This window comes from Pseudomonas sp. P4_C4 (assembly GCF_056402055.1).
Genome location: NZ_JBFUID010000052.1, coordinates 22,368 through 43,506, shown reverse-complemented (window position 1 = coordinate 43,506; position 21,139 = coordinate 22,368). Strand labels below are relative to the sequence as shown.

Sequence of the window (21,139 nt, the reverse complement as noted above, 5' to 3'; positions counted from 1 at the left end):
CTTCATAGGCACTGTCGACTACGCTGGCATTGACGCCGGCGCCGCTTTGTACAGTGACCTTATGACCCTGGCTGATCAGCTTTTTGATGGTTTCCGGGGTTGCAGCAACCCGTGTTTCACCGGTCTGGGTTTCGAGAGGAACACCAATGTGCACGTCAAATCTCCTGCGTGATCTTATTGAGTAAACCCATGCACTACGGATGAATGGGGCGGCAGGGACGGCCGATCAGCACGATTGCGCCAAATCGGAACGATCAATCATTCGAACACTGGCAAAAGTCGATTCGTTTCGTGCCTGGTCGAGCGCTGTCAGTGGTCTGGTCGATGACTGCTGCGTAGTCGCAAGCGTTGCCGCTATGCGACTCATTTCAGAGCCGGAACGCTCGTCGCTGGGTGGAACACCAAAGTACTCGCGATAGCATTTGGAAAAGTGGGGTGTGGACACGAAACCGCATACATACGCCAACTCAATGATCGACAATGATGTTTGCTTAAGCAGTTGTCGCGCTCGAACAAGACGTAACCTCATGTAGTAGCGCGACGGCGTACAGTGAAGGTATTTCTGAAATAGCCGCTCTAGCTGTCGACGTGACAGATCAACGTATTCTGCAAGGTTATCCAGGTCGAGCGGTTCCTCGAGGTTGGCCTCCATCAACGCAACGATCTCCTGCAGCTTGGGCTGCTGAGTTCCCAGCACATGTCTGAGGGGGACGCGCTGATGGTCCTGTTCGTTGCGTATGCGCTCGTAGACAAACATTTCCGAAATGGCAGCAGATAATTCACGACCATGATCGCGACCGATCAGGTGCAACATCATGTCCATAGGGGCCGTTCCGCCGGAGCTTGTGAAGCGGTTTCGGTCGAGGGTGAACAGACTCGCACTGATGCTGACTCGCGGAAATGCTTCCTGCATGGCGGCCAGAAACTCCCAGTGCACACTGCACTCATAACCATCGAGCAGCCCGGCTTTGGCCAGTGCCCAACTGCCCGTGCACACGCCTCCCAGCCGTCTGGATTGACGCGCAAGGGCTTGCAGCCAGGTAATGTGCTCGCGGGTAATCACGCTCTGGATTCCAACACCGCCGCACACGATTACAGTGTCCGCCACTAATGGATTGCTCCACGAACCGTCCGGCGTAATCGGCACGCCGTCACTGGCCCAGACAGGCTCTCCACCGGGGCTGAACGTATGCCAGCGATATAGCTCTCGCCCCGACAACTGATTGGCCATGCGCAGTGGCTCTACGGCTGACGCCAGGGAAATCAGTGTGAATTTATCCAGCAGCAGAAAACCAACTGATTTTGTAGTGGTACCGTCAGAAACGGTGGAGTTCGATGACATCGGAGGTCATGTCCTCACAAAGAGCGATTACGGCCGCAGACACAGGCGCTTGTAATACCCCCCCCCAGCCTCGGCGTAGGGAGTATCAGGTTCGGCGCAATTACCTCCCTGGGTTTATCCCACCGACGTCGCCCTTGCATCCCGCGCAGGCTGACGCGATGTCACCAGACCGATAAAGGAAATCGCCAGCGCCAGGCCAATGGTCGAGCTCACTTCGCTACGGTGTTCTGGGGTGATCATCATGACCGCCAACGCTGCGCAAATGAACGCGATCACCAGCCATGTGAGCCACGGGAATAGCCACATGCGAAAGGCCAGTTCGACATTCTGCCGATGTAGCATCCGGCGCATACGCAGCTGCGACACCGCAATGGCCAGGTACACCAGCAAGGCAATCGCACCGGAGCTGGCCAGCAGGAAGTCAAACAGCCCGGCGGGCATGAAGTAGCTCCACACGGTGATCGCTGCGCCCAGCACGGTGCTGGCGATGACTGCTGCCCGCGGCACGCCTTCGGAGGAGGTCGCCTTCAGCGCCTTCGGCGCATCGCCACGACGGCCCAGCGAGTACAGCATTCGCGAGGCAATGTAGATCGAGGAGTTCATGCAACTGGCCACGGCGATCAGCACCACTACGTCCACCATGAACTTGGCGTGCGGAATGTTCATGATTTCCAGTGCCCGCTGGTAGGAGCCTACCTGGGCCAGCAGCGGATCGTTCCAGGGCACCACGGAGATGACCACGAAAATCGACAACAGGTAGAACACGCCGATGCGCCAGATCACCGAACGCGTGGCTTTGGCAATGTTCTGCGACGGGTTGTCGGATTCGGCGGCGGCGATGGTGACCGCTTCAGTACCAATGAAGCTGAACATGATGGTGATGAAAGCGCCGACTACCGCCGACAGGCCGTTGGGGGCAAATCCGCCATGCTCGGCCATCAGTCCGCTCAATCCGCTGACTTCCCGATCGGGCACCCAGCCCATCAGCACGGCAAAACCCACGCCGATGAAACCGATGATCGCCACCACCTTGGCCATGGCGAACCAGAATTCGAATTCGCCGTACTTGGAGACACTGAACAGATTGGTGATCACCAACGCAATGATCGACACCAGGGCGAACAGCCAGGCATCGATCTGGGGAAACCATTGGTTCAACACATGGCCGGCGGCCAGTGCTTCAATAGGGATCACCAGCACCCAGAACCACCAGTAGAGCCAACCGATGGTGAAGCCTGCCCAACGACCTATTGCCTGGTCGGCATAGGTGGAGAACGAACCGGTGTCCGGGTTGGCCACCGCCATTTCACCGAGCATGCGCATGACCAGAACGACGAGCAGGCCTGAGAATAGATAGGCCAGGAGGACGGCCGGCCCGGCAGCGGCAATGGCATGTCCTGAGCCAACGAATAAACCGGCGCCGATGATACCGGCGATTGACAGCATTGTGACGTGACGAGGCTTGAAGCCCTGCGCCAATTGGCCATACGAATCCTTGGAGCTCGGGCTAATCATTGGTTTTACTCTTTGGCGATCGACATTCAAGCGTTCTGAGTGAGGGGTAGGCGATCAGGGGCTTGCTGTTGCCCCTCCTGAAAGCGACAGTCCTCAACGCTACTGTTCTATAAGCTCTGTCACCGCGATGTGGCCACCGCAGTGAAAAGTTGCGCCACCTTACCCGGCTTGTCCGACAATCCAGATACCTGATCGCGCCACCTCCGTGCCTGATATCGACACGGGAAAACTTTGCACTCGTCGTTGATGCCGAGGTTTTGGCAGCCGCGCGCGATCAAGGAAAAACTCACGTTATCGGAGTATTGAATGCCGATGTCGCTCCTGAAAGAGATCGTTTCGCTGCCGCAACTGACCTGAATCTGCGCAATCGCAGCCATTAAAAAAAGCGGCCCTTTGGCACCGATAACATCGTTTCTCGGCGGCGCTGCTTTTCACTATATTGGCCGCCAGATCCGGTGAGTGACTCAACATTCGCCACCCTCAGTGCGAGTAGTCTTTATGAATAAAAAACCAGGCAGCGCAGGGTTTGTTAATGCGGGTGCGGGAACCCGTGCAGTGTGGGGCGGGGAGCAAGTCAGGCATCCCTACAACGCCACTCAAACGCCCATCGTGGTCAGTGCCGCCTATGGTTATGACGACATCGATGTCTGGTACGACGTTGCGTTGGGCAAGGCGCCCGGCTTTATTTACAGCCGCATGAGCAACCCGACAGTCGAGACCCTCGAGGCAAAGATTCGCGAGTTGGAGCAGGCCGAATCTGCCGTGGCGTTCAGCAGCGGGATGGCAGCGATCAGCAGTGTGCTTTACACCTTCCTGGCCCATGGCGATCGGGTGGTGTCGACCAGGGACAGCTATGGTGGCACCAACAAGATTTTCGAAGAGTTCCTGCCGCGCACCGGTGTGAACGTGACGTTGTGCGAGACGTTCGATCACGAAGAAATCGAATGCGAAATCGCCAAAGGTTGCCAGTTGGTGTATCTGGAAACACCGACCAACCCGACGCTGAAAATACTCGATATCGAGCGTCTGGTGGCTGCGGCCAAGCGCGTCGGTGCCATTGTGGTGGCGGATAACACCTTCGCCACGCCATTGAATCAGAACCCGCTGGCGCTGGGTGTGGACGTGGTCATTCACAGTGCCACCAAGTTTCTCAGCGGCCACGGCGACGTGCTTGGCGGCCTGGTGTGCGGTAGTGAATCACTGATGGGCAAGGTGCGTCATTACCGGGAAATCAACGGTGCGACGCTCGACCCGTTCTCCGCCTACATGATCATTCGCGGCATGAAAACGTTGGTGCTGCGCATGCGTCAGCAGCAACGCAGTGCCCGTGCTCTGGCAGAGTATCTTTGCGTCGAACCCTTGGTGGAGTCGGTCAATTATCCCGGCTTGCCCGGCCATCCGAATCATGCGGTGGCGTGCGCGCAAATGTCCGGTTTCGGTGCAATCGTCAGTTTTGTCGTGGTGGGCGGCATGGACACGGTCAAGGTGCTCTTGCCACGACTGCAATTCGCCCACTGCGCGGGCAATCTCGGTGCGGTGGAAACCATCTACGGTCCGGCCCGTACCACCAGCCATGTCGAGAACACGCTGGAGGAACGCCTGGCCCTGGGTATTTCCGAAGGGCTGGTGCGGATCTCTGTCGGCATTGAAGACACCGACGATCTGCTCGACGACCTGAAACAGGCGTTCGCATTTGTCAGGGAGGCGGGCAACGGACCCGCACAAGCAAACACGCAGCTTTCAATCAATGAAAGTTGCGCCGAAGTTGCAAACTGAAGCGTTAGCGTTAAACCTCACTGCAAGGATGTGAGTGGGGCGTTCATGAAGTGGAATAATAATAAAACTTAGTGGCGATCTGTTTTTTCTCTGCCCAGTCAGTCATCGCAGACGTTAATTCGAGCCCTAATAACTTTCATGAGAACAACCATGTCCATAAAAGAAGAACAACTTCATTCGCGTTCCGGTTTTAAACAGGAGATGCAAACACGGCATATTGTCATGTTGGCATTGGGCGGCGTCATCGGCACCGGACTGTTTCTCACGTCCGGGTACACGGTTAACCAGGCCGGTCCCTTGGGCGCGGTGATCGCTTACATCATCGGCGCGCTCATGGTTTACATGGTGATGATGTGCCTGGGCGAACTGGCGGTACAGATGCCGGAAACCGGTTCATTCAGTACGTACGCCACCCGTTTTCTCGGGCCTGGTACCGGCTATACCGTGGCTTGGCTGTATTGGCTGACCTGGACGGTGGCCATCGGTTCTGAATTCACCGCCGCCGGTATCTTGATGGCGCGTTGGTTCCCGGATACACCGGTATGGATCTGGAGTGCGCTATTTGCGGGCCTGGTGTTTCTGACCAATGTGATTTCGGTGCGTTTGTTCGCGGAGACCGAGTTCTGGTTGTCTCTGGTTAAAGTGGTGACCGTCATCGTGTTTCTGATGATCGGCGGTGGCGCGATTCTCGGTCTGCTGCACATCGATCAGGGCCACAGTATCGGGCTGAGCAACTTCACTCGCGAAGGACTTTTTCCTACCGGAGTCATGCCTATAGCAATGACGTTACTGGCGGTGTCTTTTGCGTTCTCCGGCACTGAGTTGATCGGTATTGCCGCTGGGGAAACCAAGGACCCGCAGCGCAACGTGCCGCGTGCCATTCGTACGACGGTGCTGCGCCTGGCGATCTTTTTCGTGGGGACCATTTTCGTCCTGGCGACGCTATTGCCTCGAGAGCAGGCCGGCCTGGTAGAGAGTCCATTCGTCACTGTATTTACCTACATCGGGATTCCCTATTCGGCAGACATCATGAACTTCGTGATCATCAGTGCCTTGCTGTCGGCCGCCAACTCCGGTTTGTATGCCGCGTCACGGATGCTCTGGACGCTGAGTGACCAGGGTCACCTGCCCAAGCGGTTCTCGGCCCTGACTCGCATGGGTACGCCGCTCAACGCCATTATCGTCAGCATGGCGGGTGGGGCTGCCTCGTTGCTCAGTAGCGTGTTTGCCGCCGACACCATCTATCTGGCGCTGGTGTCGATCTCCGGATTGGCGGTCGTGGTGGTCTGGATGAGCATCGCTGCGAGCCAGATTGCTTTTCGCCGTCACTATGTGGCCAACGGCGGTGACATCCGCGACTTGAAATTCCGTGTCCGGGGTTATCCATGGGTGCCGCTGGGAGCGCTGGTCTGCTGCAGTCTGGCGTGTGTCGGGATTGCGTTCGATCCGGAGCAGCGAGTGGCGTTGTACTTCGGTTTGCCTTTCATCGCCTGGTGCTATTTCGTGTATTACATTACCCGCAAAAGCCGCGAGCGACGCTTGTCGGTTGCCCCCTTGGCACAACCGTCCGACGCGTTCTAGTCAGCGTCGACGGGATGGGCAAGCGTGCTCGGTGGAGGGGGCGTCCAAGAGGTTCAAGCCATGAAGCAAAAGACGCTACCCCCATTGAACTGGCTGCGGGCATTCGAGGTGTCTGCCCGCTGTTTGAACTTCACCCATGCTGCCGAAGAGCTGTTTTTGACCCAGGGGGCAGTCAGTCAGCAGATCCGCCAACTGGAAAGCCATCTTGGAGTGGCACTGTTCAAGCGCTTGCCCCGTGGCTTGGGACTGACCGAGGAAGGCCAGGCGTATCTGCCGGTGGTGCAGGATGCGATCACGCGACTGGCAGTGGGGACCAACGAAATTTTTGGCCAGCACAAACGTCGGCCGATCAAGGTGCGTGGCAGCCTGGCGTTCTTCGTGCATTGGCTGGCGCCCAAGCTGGCAGGGTTCAGCCAGGCGCATCCGCATGTCGATATCCGCTACATCAGCAATATCTGGGTCAAGGAACTGGACGGGGAGGATGACATGGAGATTCGCTGGGGCCACGGTCAATGGCCCGGCCTGGTGTCGCAGCGCCTGACCTGGGACACGTTGTTCCCGGTCTGCTCGCCGGACCTGATGGCAAGGTCGCCGCTGACGGTACCTGCGGACGTGTCGCACCATTCGCTGTTGCATGTCCTGGGCTACGAAGAGGGTTGGGGTTACTGGTTGAACATGGTCGGTGCGGACACCGTCGATTTCTCGACCGGCATGCAGTTCGACACATTGATCTGCACTTTGCGCATGGCCGAGTTAGGGCAGGGGATCGCCCTGGCGCGGTCCTCGATGGTGGAGGAGATGCTTCAGGATGGACGATTGGTCGAACCCTTTACCCAGCGTATCGAAGCCAGCGAGTCTTTTTACCTTGTGCGCGGTTCCGGGGCCGAGCAGCACCCCGACGCGGTGATGTTTTCCACCTGGCTGGTCGAGCAGGCACATCGTTTCAAATGAATGGCCGGAGCCAACCATGCGTTATGTGAGTACCCGAAATTCGGCCGTGCAGGTCGACTTCGAACAGGTCGTATTGTCTGGCATTGCCGAGGACGGTGGGCTGTTCGTACCGCTCGAACTGCCGCTGTTTGAATCGCAGGATATCGCCAACTGGTCGACCTTGCCCTATGACGAACTGGCCTACAGGGTGATCAGTCCGTTTGTGGGCGAGGCGATCCCCGAGACAGACCTCAAGCGCATGCTCAAAGAGGCTGGCAGTCAATTCAGCCATCGTTCCCTGGCGCCTTTGCATCAGGTCGATCGTAACGAGTGGGTGCTGGAACTGTTCCACGGGCCGACTCGTTCCTCAAAGGATTTTGCCGCGCAGTTGCAGGCGCGGCTGGTGCCGTATTTTCTGCACAAGCGCGGGCGTCGTGGGGTGGTGATCGGTGCCACAAACGGCGATACCGGGCTGGCGGCCATCGAGGCGTTCAAGCACTGTGAGGACACCCCCGTGGTGGTGTTTTACCCAGAGAAGGGCGTACCCCTGGACCAACTCCAGCATCTGCGAGCAGCGGCGCACCCAAGGGTTCATCAGTTTGCGGTGAATGGCAGCTTCGACGATTGCCAGACCATCGTCACCCGGCTGTTCCGACAATGGCCGTATGCGCAGCACGAGGCGATCAGTTTCAACTCGAGTAACTGGGTCAGTGTGTTGGCGCAACTGGTGTTTTATTTCCACGCCGTGTTGCAACTGGGGGGTGGTCAACGTCCGATCGGTTTCAGTGTGCCGGCGGCGAGTTTTGCCGAGGTGTACGCAGGCTACATCGCGCAAAAAATGGGCCTGCCGATCACCCAGATGATTGTTGCGACCAACCAGAATGACGCGTTGCATCAGTTGTTTCAGAAGAACCACTACAGCAGGTCACGAGCCAACAAGACGCTTTCGCCTGCCATGGACCTGTCGATCTTTTCCAATCTGGAACGGTTTCTCTGGGAGCTCTACGGGCGTGACGACCAGGCGGTGTGTGCCCTGATGGAGGGGTTCGAGTCCAGCGGCGAGATGGTCATCGCCAACGAGTTCTGGTTGCAGGCGCGGATGATCATCGACTCCTATGCGGTCAGTGATGAGCAGACGCTGACGGAAATCACCTCGCTGTATCGTGACACTGGATACGTCATCGACCCGCATACAGCCACTGGTGTGCTGGCCGCCCGGTTGTATCGGCGAAGCCTGGTGGCGCCCATGGTGACCCTGGGGGAAATCTCACCGGTCAAGTCGGCGGCACTGCTTGGCGAGTTGGGCATCAGTTTGGCGGGATCGCAACCTGAGGTCGCGACGCAAGGACAGGCGCAGGTTTACCGGATTCAACCGGACGATCTCGACACCATCCATGAGCTGCTCAGCGCGCTGTGAAGGCGCGGCAACAGGAGGCCAAGTGAAGCGAATTCTGGACCCCCTCGATGAACACATCATCGCGGAGCTACAGCTCAATGCCAGGGCTGCACATGCCGAGCTGGCAGCCAAGGTCAATCTGTCACGCAATGCGGTGCGCCAACGTATAGAAAGACTTGAACGCGACGGGGTAATACAGGGATATACGGTACGCACGGGGGAGGGGCGACAAGCCACTTCGAACATCAACGCGGTGATTTTCGTTTACCGCTACGACCGGATGCGGGGTGCGGAAGTGCTGCAAGCGCTGCGGGCCATTCCGGAAGTCATTCAGTGCGATGTCATGAGCGGTGAATTCGACCTGATGCTGCGGGTGGGTGCTGCGAGTCCGCAGCGGGTGCACAAGGTCTGGACTGAAATTGCCGCGTTGCCCGGGGTGGAAAATACCGTGACCTCCTTTGTGCTGTCGTCTGTCGTATAGCCCATTTTTCTTACCGCTGAAAGCCAACGTGTGTTGGCTTTTATGCGTGCGCCAGGCATGGCACTCTCACCCGTTTCATCCCAATGTTGCCAGGGCAAAAGCAACCATGTCCCCACCGCTATCGCGAGCAGGCTCGCTCCTACAGTTTTGATCTTCAGTGACCGCCAATCCCACGGTCGGCCACAATCCCTGTGGGAGCGAGCTTGSTCCGGGCGGCGTTCCGACGATGGCGGCGTGACAGTCAATAGAGATGTTGGATGACAGGGCCTCATCGTCGGAACGCCGCCCGGACCAAGCTCGCTCCCACAGGGGTATGTGGTATTGCGGGTTTATGCGACCGGTTCGATTTGATCGAGCACGCGGTTCGCGGTGATTTCGGCGAGCATCACGCTGTTGGAAATGCCCAGCAGGGCATTGCGGTCACCACCCTCCAGATGATCCACCTGTTGATGCACCATCACATCGACCGAGGCCAGGGTCTCGACCAGATAGACCATCAGGGTTTCAGTCGTGACTTCAGGGGCGACGGTAAACAGCGTGCTGATTGTTCTGGGGGTAGCTTTGATGTCGGCGGTTGAGGGGAAGTGGTAAGCGAGGGCACGCTCGGCGGCCTCGTTGAGTTTTTTTGAATCGGGGCTTTCGTAGGGCGAGGCGGGATCGGCGTCTGGCGGGTTTGGTGTGACCTTGAACATATTTCAGTCTCCAACAATTTGGAGCCGTCACCGAATCGCTGCTAAACGAATGTATGGTCAGCCCACCTCCTGCAACCACGAGCGATGAGCGGTAAAGCATGCTTGCGCTAATGTATCCGGGCTCGTGGTCGGCAGTTTTGCCGCCTGGCCCTTGATGAGTAATCGCTCCTGCCTGTCCTTAAAAAGGGTGCCAGCTTCGAGAGCTGTCTCGTTTGCCAGGTTTTCATGCAGGAGTTGAGCTGTTTATCGTCATCATCTTGTCGTCGCAAAAGCCGGTAGTGAATTTCGATCAAGCCATGGATTGTGCGTTGTAGCTAACTCCGCGAGCTAAAACAGCCCATACGATCCTTGCCAATTTATTGGCCAAGGCGCAGGCGACTTTGTTCGGGTGCTTTCGTATCAACAGGTCTCTGCACCAAGTCCCCAAAGCATCGGTACGTTTATCTATGTGCACCAGAACTGCACGCGAGCCTTGAATCATAAGCTTTCGAAGGTATTTATCACCGCGCTTGCTGATGTTCAAAAGAACGGTTTGGCCACCTGTTGAATACTGCCTCGGCACCAGTCCCAGCGAAGCGGCGAAGTCTCGCGATGAGTGAAAATTGGAAGCGTCGCCGACGTCGGCCAGCAACGCGCTAGCGATGATAGGGCCGATGCCGGGGATGCTCATCAGGCGTGTTCCCGCATCATCAGCGTCCACTTGCTCTTTGATACTCCGGTCAATCGCCTTAATTTCGTCGGTGAGCCGTCTCATCTCTTCTAGCAGATGTTCAATGAAGGATTTCAGCTGTTGCGGTAACTCTGCGGCAGGGTCGTCCATAATTTGGTGAACCTGACTCATAGCCGCTTTTGTTGCAGGCAACGCGATCCCGAACTCAAGCAAGAACCCGTGAATGCGATTTATCGTTTGAGTCCGATGGACTACCAACGCCTCCCGAAGACGGTGCTGTGTCGATAGCACTTGCTGTTCCACGGTTTTGATGGCGACATAACGTGTTTTAGGACGGGATGCGGCTTCGCAGATTGCCTCAGCGTCGATGTAGTCGTTTTTATTCCCGGTGACGTAAGGTTTCACATGCTGCGGCGCGATCAATTTCACTTGATGACCGAAGGACAAGAGCTTCCTAGCAAGCCAGTGTGAACCGCCACAAGACTCCATCGCTATGGTGCAGGGCTTCAGCCTTGCGGCAAACTCAAGCAAGCGGTTGCGATTGAATTTCTTGCGCAATACTTCCTTGCCTTTGGCGTCGTGCCCTATGAGATGAAAGGTGCTTTTTCCAATATCCAGGCCGAGCAAGTCCAAGATATCCATGAGAGGTCTCCGCAAATCAGTGAGAAGCCCGGTAAGTTTAGATTTAACGGGGTTCCCGTACTGGGCTGACCATCTCATTAGGGTGGCAGCTGTGCGCAGGTTAGCAGACCGGGGAGACCTGAAACCGGCGCGCCCGAAGGCGCCCTGCACACAGCTACCATGAAGTGCAGGCATGAAATGACCTGACTGTCTGGAATGCAAATGCGTTTCAAATCACCACGGGCTGCTAAACCCGATCACTGATGGGCAGTGACGCGAATCAAGTTACCGAGCGGCCCCAATGCGCACAAGCCGGCGGATTCTGGCGTACCTGTAGGCAACGACGCAAGGCGTTGTAGCTTTCATCGAGTAACACTGACAGCCGTTAAACAGGCACTGTTCAAAGGCCAAATCGGTGGCGCGAGCTTGCGCAATAGCCTGTAGGAGCGAGCTTGCTCCGGGCGGCGTTCCGACGATGGTCGTCAACGATAACGCTGAAAGCCTGACACCCCGCGGCGTTCTCCGGTTTTTCGCGAGCAAGCTCGCTCCTACAGGGGGGATGTGGTGGTCAAGATTGGTCCGCCTCCTACCCGATTCTGAAGCTCTGTCCTGACACTGGTCAAAACGCCCATAAAATAGAGCAAATTGGCCTATTTCACTGCCCTGGGCCCAGCCCTAACCTAGTGCCCAACAACCCATCACCCGGATCAAGGGCATAACAAAATGACTGAATACAAATTGGCGCTGGTTGGCTTTGGTGGTGTTAACCGGGCATTGGCTCAGCTGATTGCCGAACGTAACGAACAGTGGAAAACAGAACTGGGTTTCACCCTGAAAATCGTCGGTGTGACCGACTTGTTTCTCGGTTCGGTGATTGGTCGCGAAGGGCTGGACGCCCATGTGCTGGCCCAATTGCCGGCAGTCAAAGGTGCATTGGCGCAACTGTCGGGTGGCGACGTCGCAGCCCTCAACGAAGCGGTGATCAAGGATTGCGGCGCGGACATTATTGTTGAAGCCACCTTCACCAACCCGGTGGACGGTGAACCGGCGACGTCGTTCTGCCGTTGGGCACTGGAGGGCGGCCAGCATGTCGTCACCACCAACAAGGGCCCCATCGCCTTGCACGGCGCGGAGCTCAAGGCGCTGGCTCGACGCAAGCATGTCGCCTTTGAATACGAAGGCTCGGTCATGAGCGGCACGCCGGTTATTCGCCTGGCCCGGCAGGCGCTGGCAGGCAGCTCCATTGTCGGTTTTGAAGGGATTCTCAACGGCACGTCCAACTTCGTGCTCACCAGCATGGAAGGCGGCCTGGGGTTTGCCGAGGCCGTTGCCAAGGCTCAGGAACTGGGCTACGCCGAAGCCGATCCGACGGCGGATGTCGAGGGGCATGACGTACGCCTCAAGGTGGTGATCCTGGCGAATGAACTGCTGGACGCAAAGCTGACGGTCAGTGACGTCACGTGCAGCGGCATTTCGTCCCTGAGCCTTGGCGACATCGAAAAAGCCCGGCAGGACGGCGCTCGCTGGAAGCTGATCGGGTCGGCGATGCGCAATGCCGACGGCTCGATCAGTGCCAGTGTCGAACCGCGGCTGTTGCACAACGATCATCCGCTGGCCAGTGTTGGCGGCGCAACCAACGCGGTGTCGTTTACCTCGCAACTGCTCGGTGCGGTAACGGTTTCGGGGCCGGGAGCCGGGCGTACGGAAACAGCGTTTGCGCTGCTCTCGGACATCGTCAGCATCCATCAATCCATTGCACGCAACCAGGAGTAAGACTGTGAAATTATCGCGCCTGGTTCTGGATATCGTGGAGTCGCCCATTGAAGTCTTTAACGCCTATGACGGTTCCGTCATCGGTAGCGTAACGAATGTCTGTGCGTCGCAAGTTCCGCAGTTGTTGGAGACTGGGCGCAGTGGTGCACGAGCGTGCGCGGCGTTAGCGCGTCATCGTCGGGCTCGTATTCTTGAGCAAGCCGCAATCAACATCGAACGTGATGCCGGTGTGTTTGCCAGGCTGATCGTCGACGAGGCCGGAAAGACCCTCAAACAGGCGGAAAAGGAGGTCAAACGCTGCGTCAACACCCTCAAGCTGTCGGCCGAGGAGGCCAGGCGCAATGCCGGGGAGGTGGTGCCTTTCGACGCTTATGAAGGTTCCGAATCGCGTCAGGGCTGGTTTTCCCGTGAACCTCTGGGTCTGATCGTTGCGATCACGCCGTACAACGATCCGTTGAACCTGGTGGCGCATAAACTCGGTCCGGCCATTGCGGGCGGTAACGCGGTGATTCTCAAACCCTCCGAGCTCGCGCCATTGTCGGCCATTAAACTGGTGTCTTATCTGGTCGCAGCAGGCTTGCCTGAATCAGTGGTCACAGTCGCCACCGGCGGCGCGGAACTGGGCAAGGCGTTGGTCGCCGCCCGTGAAGTGCGGATGATTTCCTTCACCGGCGGTTTCGTCACCGCAGAGCAGATTGCCCGCACGGCCGGGTTGAAGAAACTCGCCATGGACCTGGGCGGCAATGCGCCGGTAATCGTCATGGGCGACTGCAACCTTGAGGCCGCTGTCGAGAGTTGCGTGTCCGGAGCCTTTTGGGCAGCGGGGCAGAACTGCGTAGGCACTCAGCGCTTGCTGATTCAGGCGTCGATTTATGACGCGTTCCGAGAGCAATTCGTCAGCCAGGCCCGTGCGCTTGTGGTCGGCGATCCATTGCTGGCCGTTACCGATATCGGCCCCATGATTACTGCGCAAGCCGCGCAGAATGCCGAGCAAGTGGTGAACGAGGCCTTGCAAGAGGGCGCCACGTTGCTCTGCGGCCATCGGCGTGAAGGATCGTGCTACGCCGCCACTGTGTTGGAAAACGTCGATCACGCCAGTCGACTCTGGCGCAATGAAGTCTTCGCTCCGGTGGTGGTACTGCAATGCTTCGAGAGCTTCGATGAAGCCATCGCGTTGGCCAATGAACCCGAATACAGCCTGCATGCCGGGATCTTCACCAATGATCTGGCAACCGCGATGAGCGCCGCACGGAGAATCGAAGCCGGGGGAGTGATGATCAACGACTCTTCCGACTACCGCTTCGATGCGATGCCGTTTGGCGGTTCCAAGTACGGTAGCCTGGGCCGGGAAGGCGTACGTTTTGCCTACGAGGAAATGACCCAACCCAAGGTGGTGTGCCTTAACACCTTGGGTTAGTCGATTCGCGGTAAATGGATCAGCTCGTATGGCATTGGGTCGGTTTGGTCACCGGCCCAATGCGTTTTGCTGAACGCCTTCAGCCATTTCTGATCCAGAGGTTCCACGTTTGGATTGATCAGATAGCCCGCAGGCCATTGGCCCGAAGATACAACATTAAACAAGAAGCCCTCGCTGCCAGGCCGCACTAGCTGTTGTTGGGGAAATTCGCGGCCACGAGCGAAATCAGGTTACTGGCTTCAAGCAATGGCGATTCAGTGATCAAACACTTCACGAATCGTGACGTATTGGAGTTTCTTCGGCCCCGGAACGCCATTGGTAAATGAAAACTGGAGGCGGCCAAATGGATCTAGCCGCCCAGCTTGGCCCAGAATTCTTCGGCAGATGGGTTGATTGGGGCTGTGGGACGCGTGAGATGAATCTCCAAGGGAATATCCCAGCTTTCGTCGAGCGCCCTGACAAGCCGACCGTCAGCCATTTCCTGTTCTGTCAGGCTTTTGGGTAACCACGCGACACCCTTGCTTTCCAAGGCCATGGACATCAGCACTGCTGCAAGGTGGCTACTAAAAAGAGGCTTGAGGTTAAGGTAGTCTTCCTTGCCGTGGAGTCGGTGAGCGACGATGCGGCCTAGACCCGATTCGTGGGTGTATGCCAAGTAGGGCAGTGTTTCTGGTGAGGTACCAAAATTGGCAGAGGCACTCGCCAATGGCACGAGTACATCCTCTCCAACTTTCTTCCCAATGAACTGATCAGGGGCTAGCAAGGGGGGGACGTCGGGATGGCGATGGCAAAGCAGGAACTGAACCTGGCCGTGAATCAGCATCTGCTCACAGACAGCCATGCTATCTGAGTGCAGTCGTACAGCATCTATCGGGGCGCCATTTTCCGTACTTCTCAGCCATCTCGGAAAGAAGGTGAATGACAGGGAGTGAGTGGCTGCGAATTGCAGCGTTTTGGCGGCCATCCCAGCCACCTCCTGTGCCTCTGTGCGCATCCTGTACAAGCGTCGTGCAGCCTCCTGAGCACTGGGCAAAATCTGCCTCCCAGCCTCGGTCAGCGTTGCGCCCTGAGGCGTTCGCACAAACAACTCCACGCCCATCCAATTCTCCAGTGAACGGACTCTGCGGCTGAAGGCCGGCTGAGTGACGTGGCGCGCTTCAGCGGCACGAACAAAGCTGCCGTATTCCGCAAGCGCTGAAAAATCTTCAAGCCAGACGAGTTCCAAGGGCAATGCCTCCTGTGCATAGGGCGCGGCATTAATAGCATTGGGCGGGTGTCATCGCAAAGCATAACGTGGGGCCACCAACAACAAGAGGAACCCGTCATGCGTATCGTAGACATCCGTGAAAAAACCGTCTCCATCGCCTCTCCAATCGCCAATGCCTACATCGATTTTTCGAAAATGACCTGCTCGGTTGTCGCTGTTGTCACGGATGTGATTCGCGATGGTAAACCTGTCATCGGTTACGGTTTCAACTCCAATGGTCGCTATGGACAAGGCGCTCTGATGCGTGATCGCTTCCTGGCGCGTATCACGGAAGCTGATCCAGATACTCTCATCGACCACGAGAACAACAACCTGGATCCGTTTGCCATCTGGAAAGCCCTGATGACCAACGAAAAGCCAGGTGGCCACGGCGAACGCTCAGTCGCTGTCGGCACCATTGATATGGCTGTATGGGATGCCGTTGCCAAGATTGAAGGCAAGCCTCTGTATCGCCTGCTGGCCGACCGTTATCGTGACGGCGTGGCAGATGACAAGGTCTGGGTCTACGCGGCGGGCGGCTACTACTACCCGGGCAAAGACCAGACCAAGCTCAAGGCTGAGATGCAGAGCTATCTGGATCGTGGCTACGACGTCGTCAAGATGAAGATTGGTGCGGTGCCACTGGACGAAGATATTCGTCGCATCGAAGCGGTGCTTGAAGTAGTAGGGGACGGGCGTCGCCTAGCGGTCGATGCCAATGGCCGTTTCGATTTGAAAACAGGTATTGCGTACGCGGAAGCCATCAAAAAGTACAACCTCTTCTGGTACGAAGAAGTTGGCGATCCGCTGGACTATGAACTGCAGGCCGAGCTTGCAAACCACTATGAACTGCCCATGGCGACTGGTGAAAACCTGTTCTCCCATCAGGATGCTCGTAACCTGCTACGCCACGGTGGTATGCGCCCTGATCGCGATTACCTCCAGTTCGACTGCGCCCTGTCTTACGGACTCGTGGAGTACATGCGCACCCTGAAGGTGATGGAAGAAATGGGTTGGTCTTCCCGCCGCGTAGTTCCGCATGGTGGTCACCAGATGTCCCTGAACATCGCAGCGGGTCTACACCTGGGCGGTAACGAATCGTACCCGGATGTGTTCCAGCCTTTCGGCGGGTTCGCTGACGGGATTCGGGTGGAGAACGGCTATGTCGGTCTGCCGGATATTCCAGGTGTCGGCTTCGAAGCCAAGTCAGCCTTGTACGCAGTGATGCGTGAGTTGGGCGAAGGCTGATAGCCCTTGAACTGCGGCTTTTTTCAAGAGGCCGCAGTTATCAGGCGTCACCCACTGACGTCACGCCACATGCCCATCACAAAAATAAAATGAGGTGCTTCCGTGGAAATCTCCAAGACCCGCTGGTACAGCCAGCTGTATGTGCAGGTGCTGATCGGTATCGTAATCGGTGCAGCAATTGGTCACTTTGAACCGCAATTCGGAGCCAGGCTTCAACCTTTTGCAGACGGCTTTATCAGACTCATCAAAATGCTGTTGGCCCCTATTATTTTTGGCACCGTGGTTGTCGGTATCGCCAAGATGGGCAGCATCAAAGAGGTAGGGAGAATTGGCGTTAAATCGCTGCTCTACTTCGAAATTCTTTCAACCATCGCCCTGGTCATCGGCCTTATTGTGGTTAACGTCGTAAAGCCAGGCGTAGGGATGAACATCAATGTTGACGCACTGGATGGCAGTGCCATCGCCAAGTACAGCCAAGCTGCCAGTGAGCAGGGTGGCACCGTCGATTTTTTCATGAACATCATCCCGCAAACTTTTATCGGTGCGTTCTCGAATGGCGTCATGCTCCAGGTCATCCTGCTTTCGGTCTTGATGGGGGTTGCCCTGGTTCAAATGGGTGAAACCAGCAAGCCGCTGATCAATACGATCGACCTGTTCCTGCAAGGGCTGTTCAAAATCGTGGCAATGGTCATGCGGCTGGCTCCAATTGGTGCCGGTGCCGGTATGGCTTTCACTATCGGCAAGTACGGGATCGGTACGCTACTGTCGCTCGGCCAGTTGCTGATTGCGCTCTACGTCACCACCCTGATCTTCATTGTGGTGGTGCTTGGAACGGTTGCTCGATGGTCAGGAATGCCTTTGTTACAGTTTCTCCGGTACTTCAAGGACGAGATCCTCATCACGCTCGGAACCTGCTCGACTGAGGCTGTGCTTCCGCGAATGATGGTGAAACTTGAAAAGCTGGGCTGCAAGAAGTCGGTGGTGGGCATGGTGCTGCCAACTGGATACACCTTCAATGCGGATGGCACCTGCATTTACCTCACCATGGCGGCGATTTTTATCGCACAGGCAACCAATACGCCGCTGACGTTTATGGATCAGATGATTCTGTTGGGTGTTTTCCTGCTGACCTCGAAAGGCTCGGCTGGCGTGGCGGGTGCCGGGTTCATAACACTCGCGGCAACGCTTACAACCATCCACTCCATTCCGTTGGTAGGCCTTGTACTGCTTTTGGGCATCGACCGGTTCCTCAATGAAGCGCGAGCTGTTACCAACCTGATTGGCAACGGTATCGGCACCATCGCCATTGCCAAGTGGGACAACTCGTTCGATGTAGAAACCTGTGAGCGTGAAATTGCCGCGATGAAAAACGCAAAGGCGGAGCGTAGAGCGTTAGCAACGCAAAAGTAATCAACATCGCTTACCCGGTCATTCCTCTTCGGATAGGGCGCAATGACCGGTAGCTATTCGATGCCTCGTTCACATAGAACCATTCAAGCGAAGTTCTCAGTTGAATTGCGATGGAGCCGAAAAAATGATTGAGCGATCCCATCACGAACTACGCAAGGCGTTCGGTGATTTACTTCATGGAACAGTCTGTAAATTTGCCGCATCAGTGTTCGATCCGATCTCGGTTCGAATGGCCTCTGACCTTGGCTTTGAGGTCGCCATCCAGGGTGGATCCGTCGCCTCGCTTCAAGTGCTCGGTGCCCCGGATATCTCGTTGCTCACTCTTGATGAATATGCGGAGCAAGTTTCCAGGGTCGGACGGGCCAGCCAAATCCCAATCATTGGAGACGCTGATCATGGGTTCGGCAACGCGCTCAATGTAATGCGAACGGTCACCGAGTTGCAGAAGGCCGGTGTTGCCGCTCTTACGCTAGAAGATACTCACCTGCCGGCCAAATACGACGAGCAAGCGCACGTGCTTATCGAAATGGAAGAGGCCGCAAGCAAGATTTACGCTGCGCGATTTGCCCGGTCAGATGATGCCCTCAGCATCATCGCCCGTACGAATGTAGCCGTTTCCACTTTGGAAGATTCCATCGCACGCACTACGGCCTATCAAAAGGCTGGGGCCGATGCGATTTGCCTTGTCGGAGTAAAGGATTTCCAACACTTGGAGGCGCTCACCTCGCATCTTTGCGTGCCAATCATGCTGATTAATTATGGAAACCCTGCACTGAGCGATGTTCAGAAGCTGAGCGCAGCCAATGTGCGAGTTGTGGTCAATGGGCATGCCCCCTATTTGTCCGCAATCAAAGCGTCCTACGAGGCGCTACGCGAACAAAGCGGTATGGAGGGGCGCGAGCTTTCCCTCCCTGAGCTGCTTTCAAAATACACGCTCTCGGATAATTACCGTGAGTGGGCGAAGACCTACTTGAAGTCAGAACACGATTCGAATTGAGCTTGAAACAGGCGAAATAAAGCATCATGAAAAAGACCATCCTGGCCTTCAGCCGCGTCTCACCCAGCCTGCTTGAACCTTATAAAGATAAATACAACGTCATCATCATGAGTCCCGAGCTTGGTGACATGGATGCCTAGTTCGAAGCTGCCATTTCCAGCGCCCACGCACTGATCGGCGGCAATCGTCGTCTGGGTGAAGCTGAGCTGGCTTCGGCTGAAAACCTTGAGATCATCTCGAGCATATCGGTTGGCTACGACAACTATGACCTCAGCTTTCTCAATGGCCGAGGGATCATGTTGACCAACACGCCGGATGTCTTGAACGAAACCACGGCTGATCTGGCTTTCGCCCTGATCCTCGCCACAGCGAGACGCATTCCTGAGCTTGATGCGTGGACGAAAGAGGGGAACTGGACGAATACCATCGACGCATCCCATTTTGGGAGTGACGTGCATGGAAAGACCTTGGGCATTATCGGCCTGGGCAAAATCGGAGAGGCCATCGCCCGCAGAGGTTGGTTTGGTTTCGGCATGAACATCTTGTACAGCGGCAACAGTCGTAAACCAAAGCTGGAACAAGAGCTCGGTGCGAGGTTCGTCTCGTAAGAAACGCTTTTAAGCGAGTCTGATTTTGTTTGCCCGGTCGTGCCCTTGACGGACGAAACGAGAAACCTCATCGGACGCAGAGAGCTAGCGTTGATGGGCGCGGAGAGTATTTTGATCAACGTTTCTAGTGGCCCTGTGGTTGATCAGGACGCACTCATTCAAGCGCTTGAAGAAAAGACGATACGAGCAGCTGGTTTAGATGTTTATGTGAAAGAGCCGCTGGCGAGTTCAAGGCTTTTCAAATTGAGTAATTGCATGGACTTGACCAACTGTTTGCATTCGACTTGACCAGCACACGCTGTAGTGACGACCGGCAGAGAACTGCCCATAGCTGCCCGTAGAATCAGACTGCAACCGGCCGTAGTCACCTGCAAGCAGCGGTTCGTAACTGTATCCCCATGCGAAGCTCGGCCATTGAAATTATGAAGKCTGCAAAGCACCCTATCAGGACGCAGTAAAGGTATTTTCCATCGGCCAGCGCATTTCCAGATATTCAGTCAAATAATTCATAAAAGCTTTGACCTTGGGTGTGATGGCGGCGCGCTCCTGGACGCATACATAAATATCGAGCGGTTCAGCGTAGGCATAAGTTGAAGCGTGGCGATGTTCAAACAGAGGAACGAGTTGGCCCCTTTCGATATAGGGCGCCGCCACGAACTCTGCCAAGCGGGTAATTCCCGCGCCGTGGATGGCCATTTGGGCTAGAGCATCAATATCGTCGCTGATTGTGGTCGCATTGAGATTAGCGTCGTAACGTTGCCCATCCCGGATAAAACCCCAACGTAGAAAGCGTCCGTCTAGCGGGTAGCGAAACGCTAGACAGGCGTGGTGTTGGAGTTCTTCAGGGGAGCGTGGCCAGCCCACTCGTTCCAAATAGGTGGGCGACGCGCAGATGATAAAAGGGACTGAAACGATCTTGCGAGCGACGATCCCCTCTTCTAGTTGTGGTTTGATCCGCAGGCTCAGATCAATGCCTTCTTGAATATGATTAATTTTGCGATCTGTGGTTGAAAGTTCAAGTATCAGGTGTGGGTAACGTGCAGCGAAGCCGGCGATTAGTGATGCCAACACATGCCGCCCGAAAGCGGAGGTAGAAGCGATGCACAGTCGCCCTTGGAGTTGAGTCTGCGTACTGATGATCGCGCTTTGCGCCGATTCGAGATCATGCGCTATGCGTTTCACTTTTTCGTAGTACACCACGCCGCTTTCAGTTAACGCCATGCTACGTGTGGTGCGCTGGAGAAGACGTGTGCCTRGGTGGGTTTCCAAGCGATTTATGGTCTGGCTAACGGCTGCCGCACTGATGCCCAGGGTTTTGGCCGCGCCCACGATGGAGCCCGCTTCAACCACCTTGATAAAGCTAGCAATCGCCCCTAACAGGTTCATCTTGGGCCCAGCGAGAAGAGTTATTCATAAGATTTTCTTTATAAAGCAAC

17 protein-coding genes and 2 pseudogenes are annotated in these 21,139 nt (G+C 56.3%); 11 read left to right on the top strand and 8 right to left on the bottom strand.

From position 1 onward, the window contains the following. From AC1DXW_RS23660 to AC1DXW_RS23645, 4 genes and pseudogenes are all read right to left on the bottom strand, one after another. Window positions 1-154: pseudogene (locus AC1DXW_RS23660) on the bottom strand (NAD(P)(+) transhydrogenase (Re/Si-specific) subunit alpha); the annotation flags it as partial. Between the two features lie 72 nt (window positions 155-226). Further along, the gene (gbdR, locus tag AC1DXW_RS23655; RefSeq protein WP_477755518.1) at window positions 227-1,342 is read right to left on the bottom strand and encodes a choline metabolism transcriptional regulator GbdR; all 1,116 of its coding nucleotides are present in this window, start codon (window positions 1,340-1,342) and stop codon (window positions 227-229) included. A gap of 114 nt (window positions 1,343-1,456) precedes the next feature. Further along, window positions 1,457-2,857, bottom strand: a complete 1,401-nt coding sequence (gene gabP, locus AC1DXW_RS23650; RefSeq protein ID WP_477755517.1) for a GABA permease — start codon at window positions 2,855-2,857, stop codon at window positions 1,457-1,459. Between the two features lie 119 nt (window positions 2,858-2,976). After that, window positions 2,977-3,234 carry a hypothetical protein gene (locus AC1DXW_RS23645; protein ID WP_477755516.1) on the bottom strand — a complete coding sequence of 86 codons (258 nt, stop codon included), beginning with the start codon at window positions 3,232-3,234 and terminating at the stop codon, window positions 2,977-2,979. Window positions 3,235-3,355: 121 nt separating this feature from the next. Here AC1DXW_RS23645 and AC1DXW_RS23640 point away from each other — a divergent pair, with 121 nt between their 5' ends. The 5 genes from AC1DXW_RS23640 (at window position 3,356) to AC1DXW_RS23620 (ending at window position 9,021) form a co-directional block, all read left to right on the top strand. After that, window positions 3,356-4,633 (top strand): cystathionine gamma-synthase family protein, encoded by a 1,278-nt coding sequence (locus AC1DXW_RS23640; protein ID WP_477755515.1) that lies wholly within the window; start codon window positions 3,356-3,358, stop codon window positions 4,631-4,633. Window positions 4,634-4,783: 150 nt separating this feature from the next. Further along, window positions 4,784-6,214: an amino acid permease gene (locus AC1DXW_RS23635; RefSeq protein WP_477755514.1), complete on the top strand. Its 1,431-nt coding sequence runs from the start codon at window positions 4,784-4,786 to the stop codon at window positions 6,212-6,214. 60 nt (window positions 6,215-6,274) lie between these two features. Then, window positions 6,275-7,165 carry a LysR substrate-binding domain-containing protein gene (locus AC1DXW_RS23630; protein WP_477760526.1) on the top strand — a complete coding sequence of 297 codons (891 nt, stop codon included), beginning with the start codon at window positions 6,275-6,277 and terminating at the stop codon, window positions 7,163-7,165. 16 nt (window positions 7,166-7,181) lie between these two features. After that, window positions 7,182-8,561: a threonine synthase gene (thrC, locus tag AC1DXW_RS23625; RefSeq protein WP_477760525.1), complete on the top strand. Its 1,380-nt coding sequence runs from the start codon at window positions 7,182-7,184 to the stop codon at window positions 8,559-8,561. A 22-nt stretch (window positions 8,562-8,583) separates the two neighbouring features. Further along, window positions 8,584-9,021 (top strand): Lrp/AsnC family transcriptional regulator, encoded by a 438-nt coding sequence (locus tag AC1DXW_RS23620; protein WP_008003746.1) that lies wholly within the window; start codon window positions 8,584-8,586, stop codon window positions 9,019-9,021. A gap of 329 nt (window positions 9,022-9,350) precedes the next feature. Here AC1DXW_RS23620 and AC1DXW_RS23615 read toward each other — a convergent pair whose 3' ends face one another. Both AC1DXW_RS23615 and AC1DXW_RS23610 read right to left on the bottom strand, forming a co-directional pair. After that, window positions 9,351-9,713, bottom strand: coding sequence for a DUF6124 family protein (locus tag AC1DXW_RS23615; RefSeq protein ID WP_477755771.1), 363 nt, complete (start codon window positions 9,711-9,713; stop codon window positions 9,351-9,353). Window positions 9,714-10,002: 289 nt separating this feature from the next. Beyond that, window positions 10,003-11,025, bottom strand: a complete 1,023-nt coding sequence (locus AC1DXW_RS23610; RefSeq protein WP_477755770.1) for an IS110 family RNA-guided transposase — start codon at window positions 11,023-11,025, stop codon at window positions 10,003-10,005. 702 nt (window positions 11,026-11,727) lie between these two features. Here AC1DXW_RS23610 and AC1DXW_RS23605 point away from each other — a divergent pair. Together AC1DXW_RS23605 and AC1DXW_RS23600 are read left to right on the top strand one after the other, a co-directional pair. Next, the gene (locus tag AC1DXW_RS23605; RefSeq protein ID WP_477755769.1) at window positions 11,728-12,777 is read left to right on the top strand and encodes a homoserine dehydrogenase; all 1,050 of its coding nucleotides are present in this window, start codon (window positions 11,728-11,730) and stop codon (window positions 12,775-12,777) included. Between the two features lie 4 nt (window positions 12,778-12,781). Then, window positions 12,782-14,194, top strand: a complete 1,413-nt coding sequence (locus AC1DXW_RS23600) for an aldehyde dehydrogenase family protein (protein ID WP_477755768.1) — start codon at window positions 12,782-12,784, stop codon at window positions 14,192-14,194. A gap of 349 nt (window positions 14,195-14,543) precedes the next feature. Here the strand turns inward: AC1DXW_RS23600 and AC1DXW_RS23595 are convergent, their stop codons facing one another. After that, the gene (locus AC1DXW_RS23595; protein WP_477755767.1) at window positions 14,544-15,419 is read right to left on the bottom strand and encodes a LysR family transcriptional regulator; all 876 of its coding nucleotides are present in this window, start codon (window positions 15,417-15,419) and stop codon (window positions 14,544-14,546) included. Window positions 15,420-15,518: 99 nt separating this feature from the next. Here AC1DXW_RS23595 and AC1DXW_RS23590 point away from each other — a divergent pair, with 99 nt between their 5' ends. The 4 genes and pseudogenes from AC1DXW_RS23590 to AC1DXW_RS23575 form a co-directional block, all read left to right on the top strand. Next, entirely contained in the window at window positions 15,519-16,688 is a 1,170-nt protein-coding gene (locus AC1DXW_RS23590; RefSeq protein WP_477755766.1) for a mandelate racemase/muconate lactonizing enzyme family protein, read from the top strand. Between the two features lie 102 nt (window positions 16,689-16,790). Further along, window positions 16,791-18,098 (top strand): C4-dicarboxylate transporter DctA, encoded by a 1,308-nt coding sequence (gene dctA, locus AC1DXW_RS23585; protein ID WP_477760524.1) that lies wholly within the window; start codon window positions 16,791-16,793, stop codon window positions 18,096-18,098. 124 nt (window positions 18,099-18,222) lie between these two features. After that, window positions 18,223-19,095, top strand: coding sequence for an isocitrate lyase/PEP mutase family protein (locus AC1DXW_RS23580; protein ID WP_477760523.1), 873 nt, complete (start codon window positions 18,223-18,225; stop codon window positions 19,093-19,095). A gap of 26 nt (window positions 19,096-19,121) precedes the next feature. After that, window positions 19,122-19,967, top strand: a pseudogene (locus AC1DXW_RS23575) (2-hydroxyacid dehydrogenase); the annotation flags it as partial. 180 nt (window positions 19,968-20,147) lie between these two features. Here AC1DXW_RS23575 and AC1DXW_RS23570 read toward each other — a convergent pair. After that, on the bottom strand, window positions 20,148-21,089 hold the full coding sequence (locus AC1DXW_RS23570) for a LysR family transcriptional regulator (protein ID WP_477760522.1): 942 nt from the start codon (window positions 21,087-21,089) through the stop codon (window positions 20,148-20,150). Window positions 21,090-21,139 lie beyond the last annotated feature (50 nt).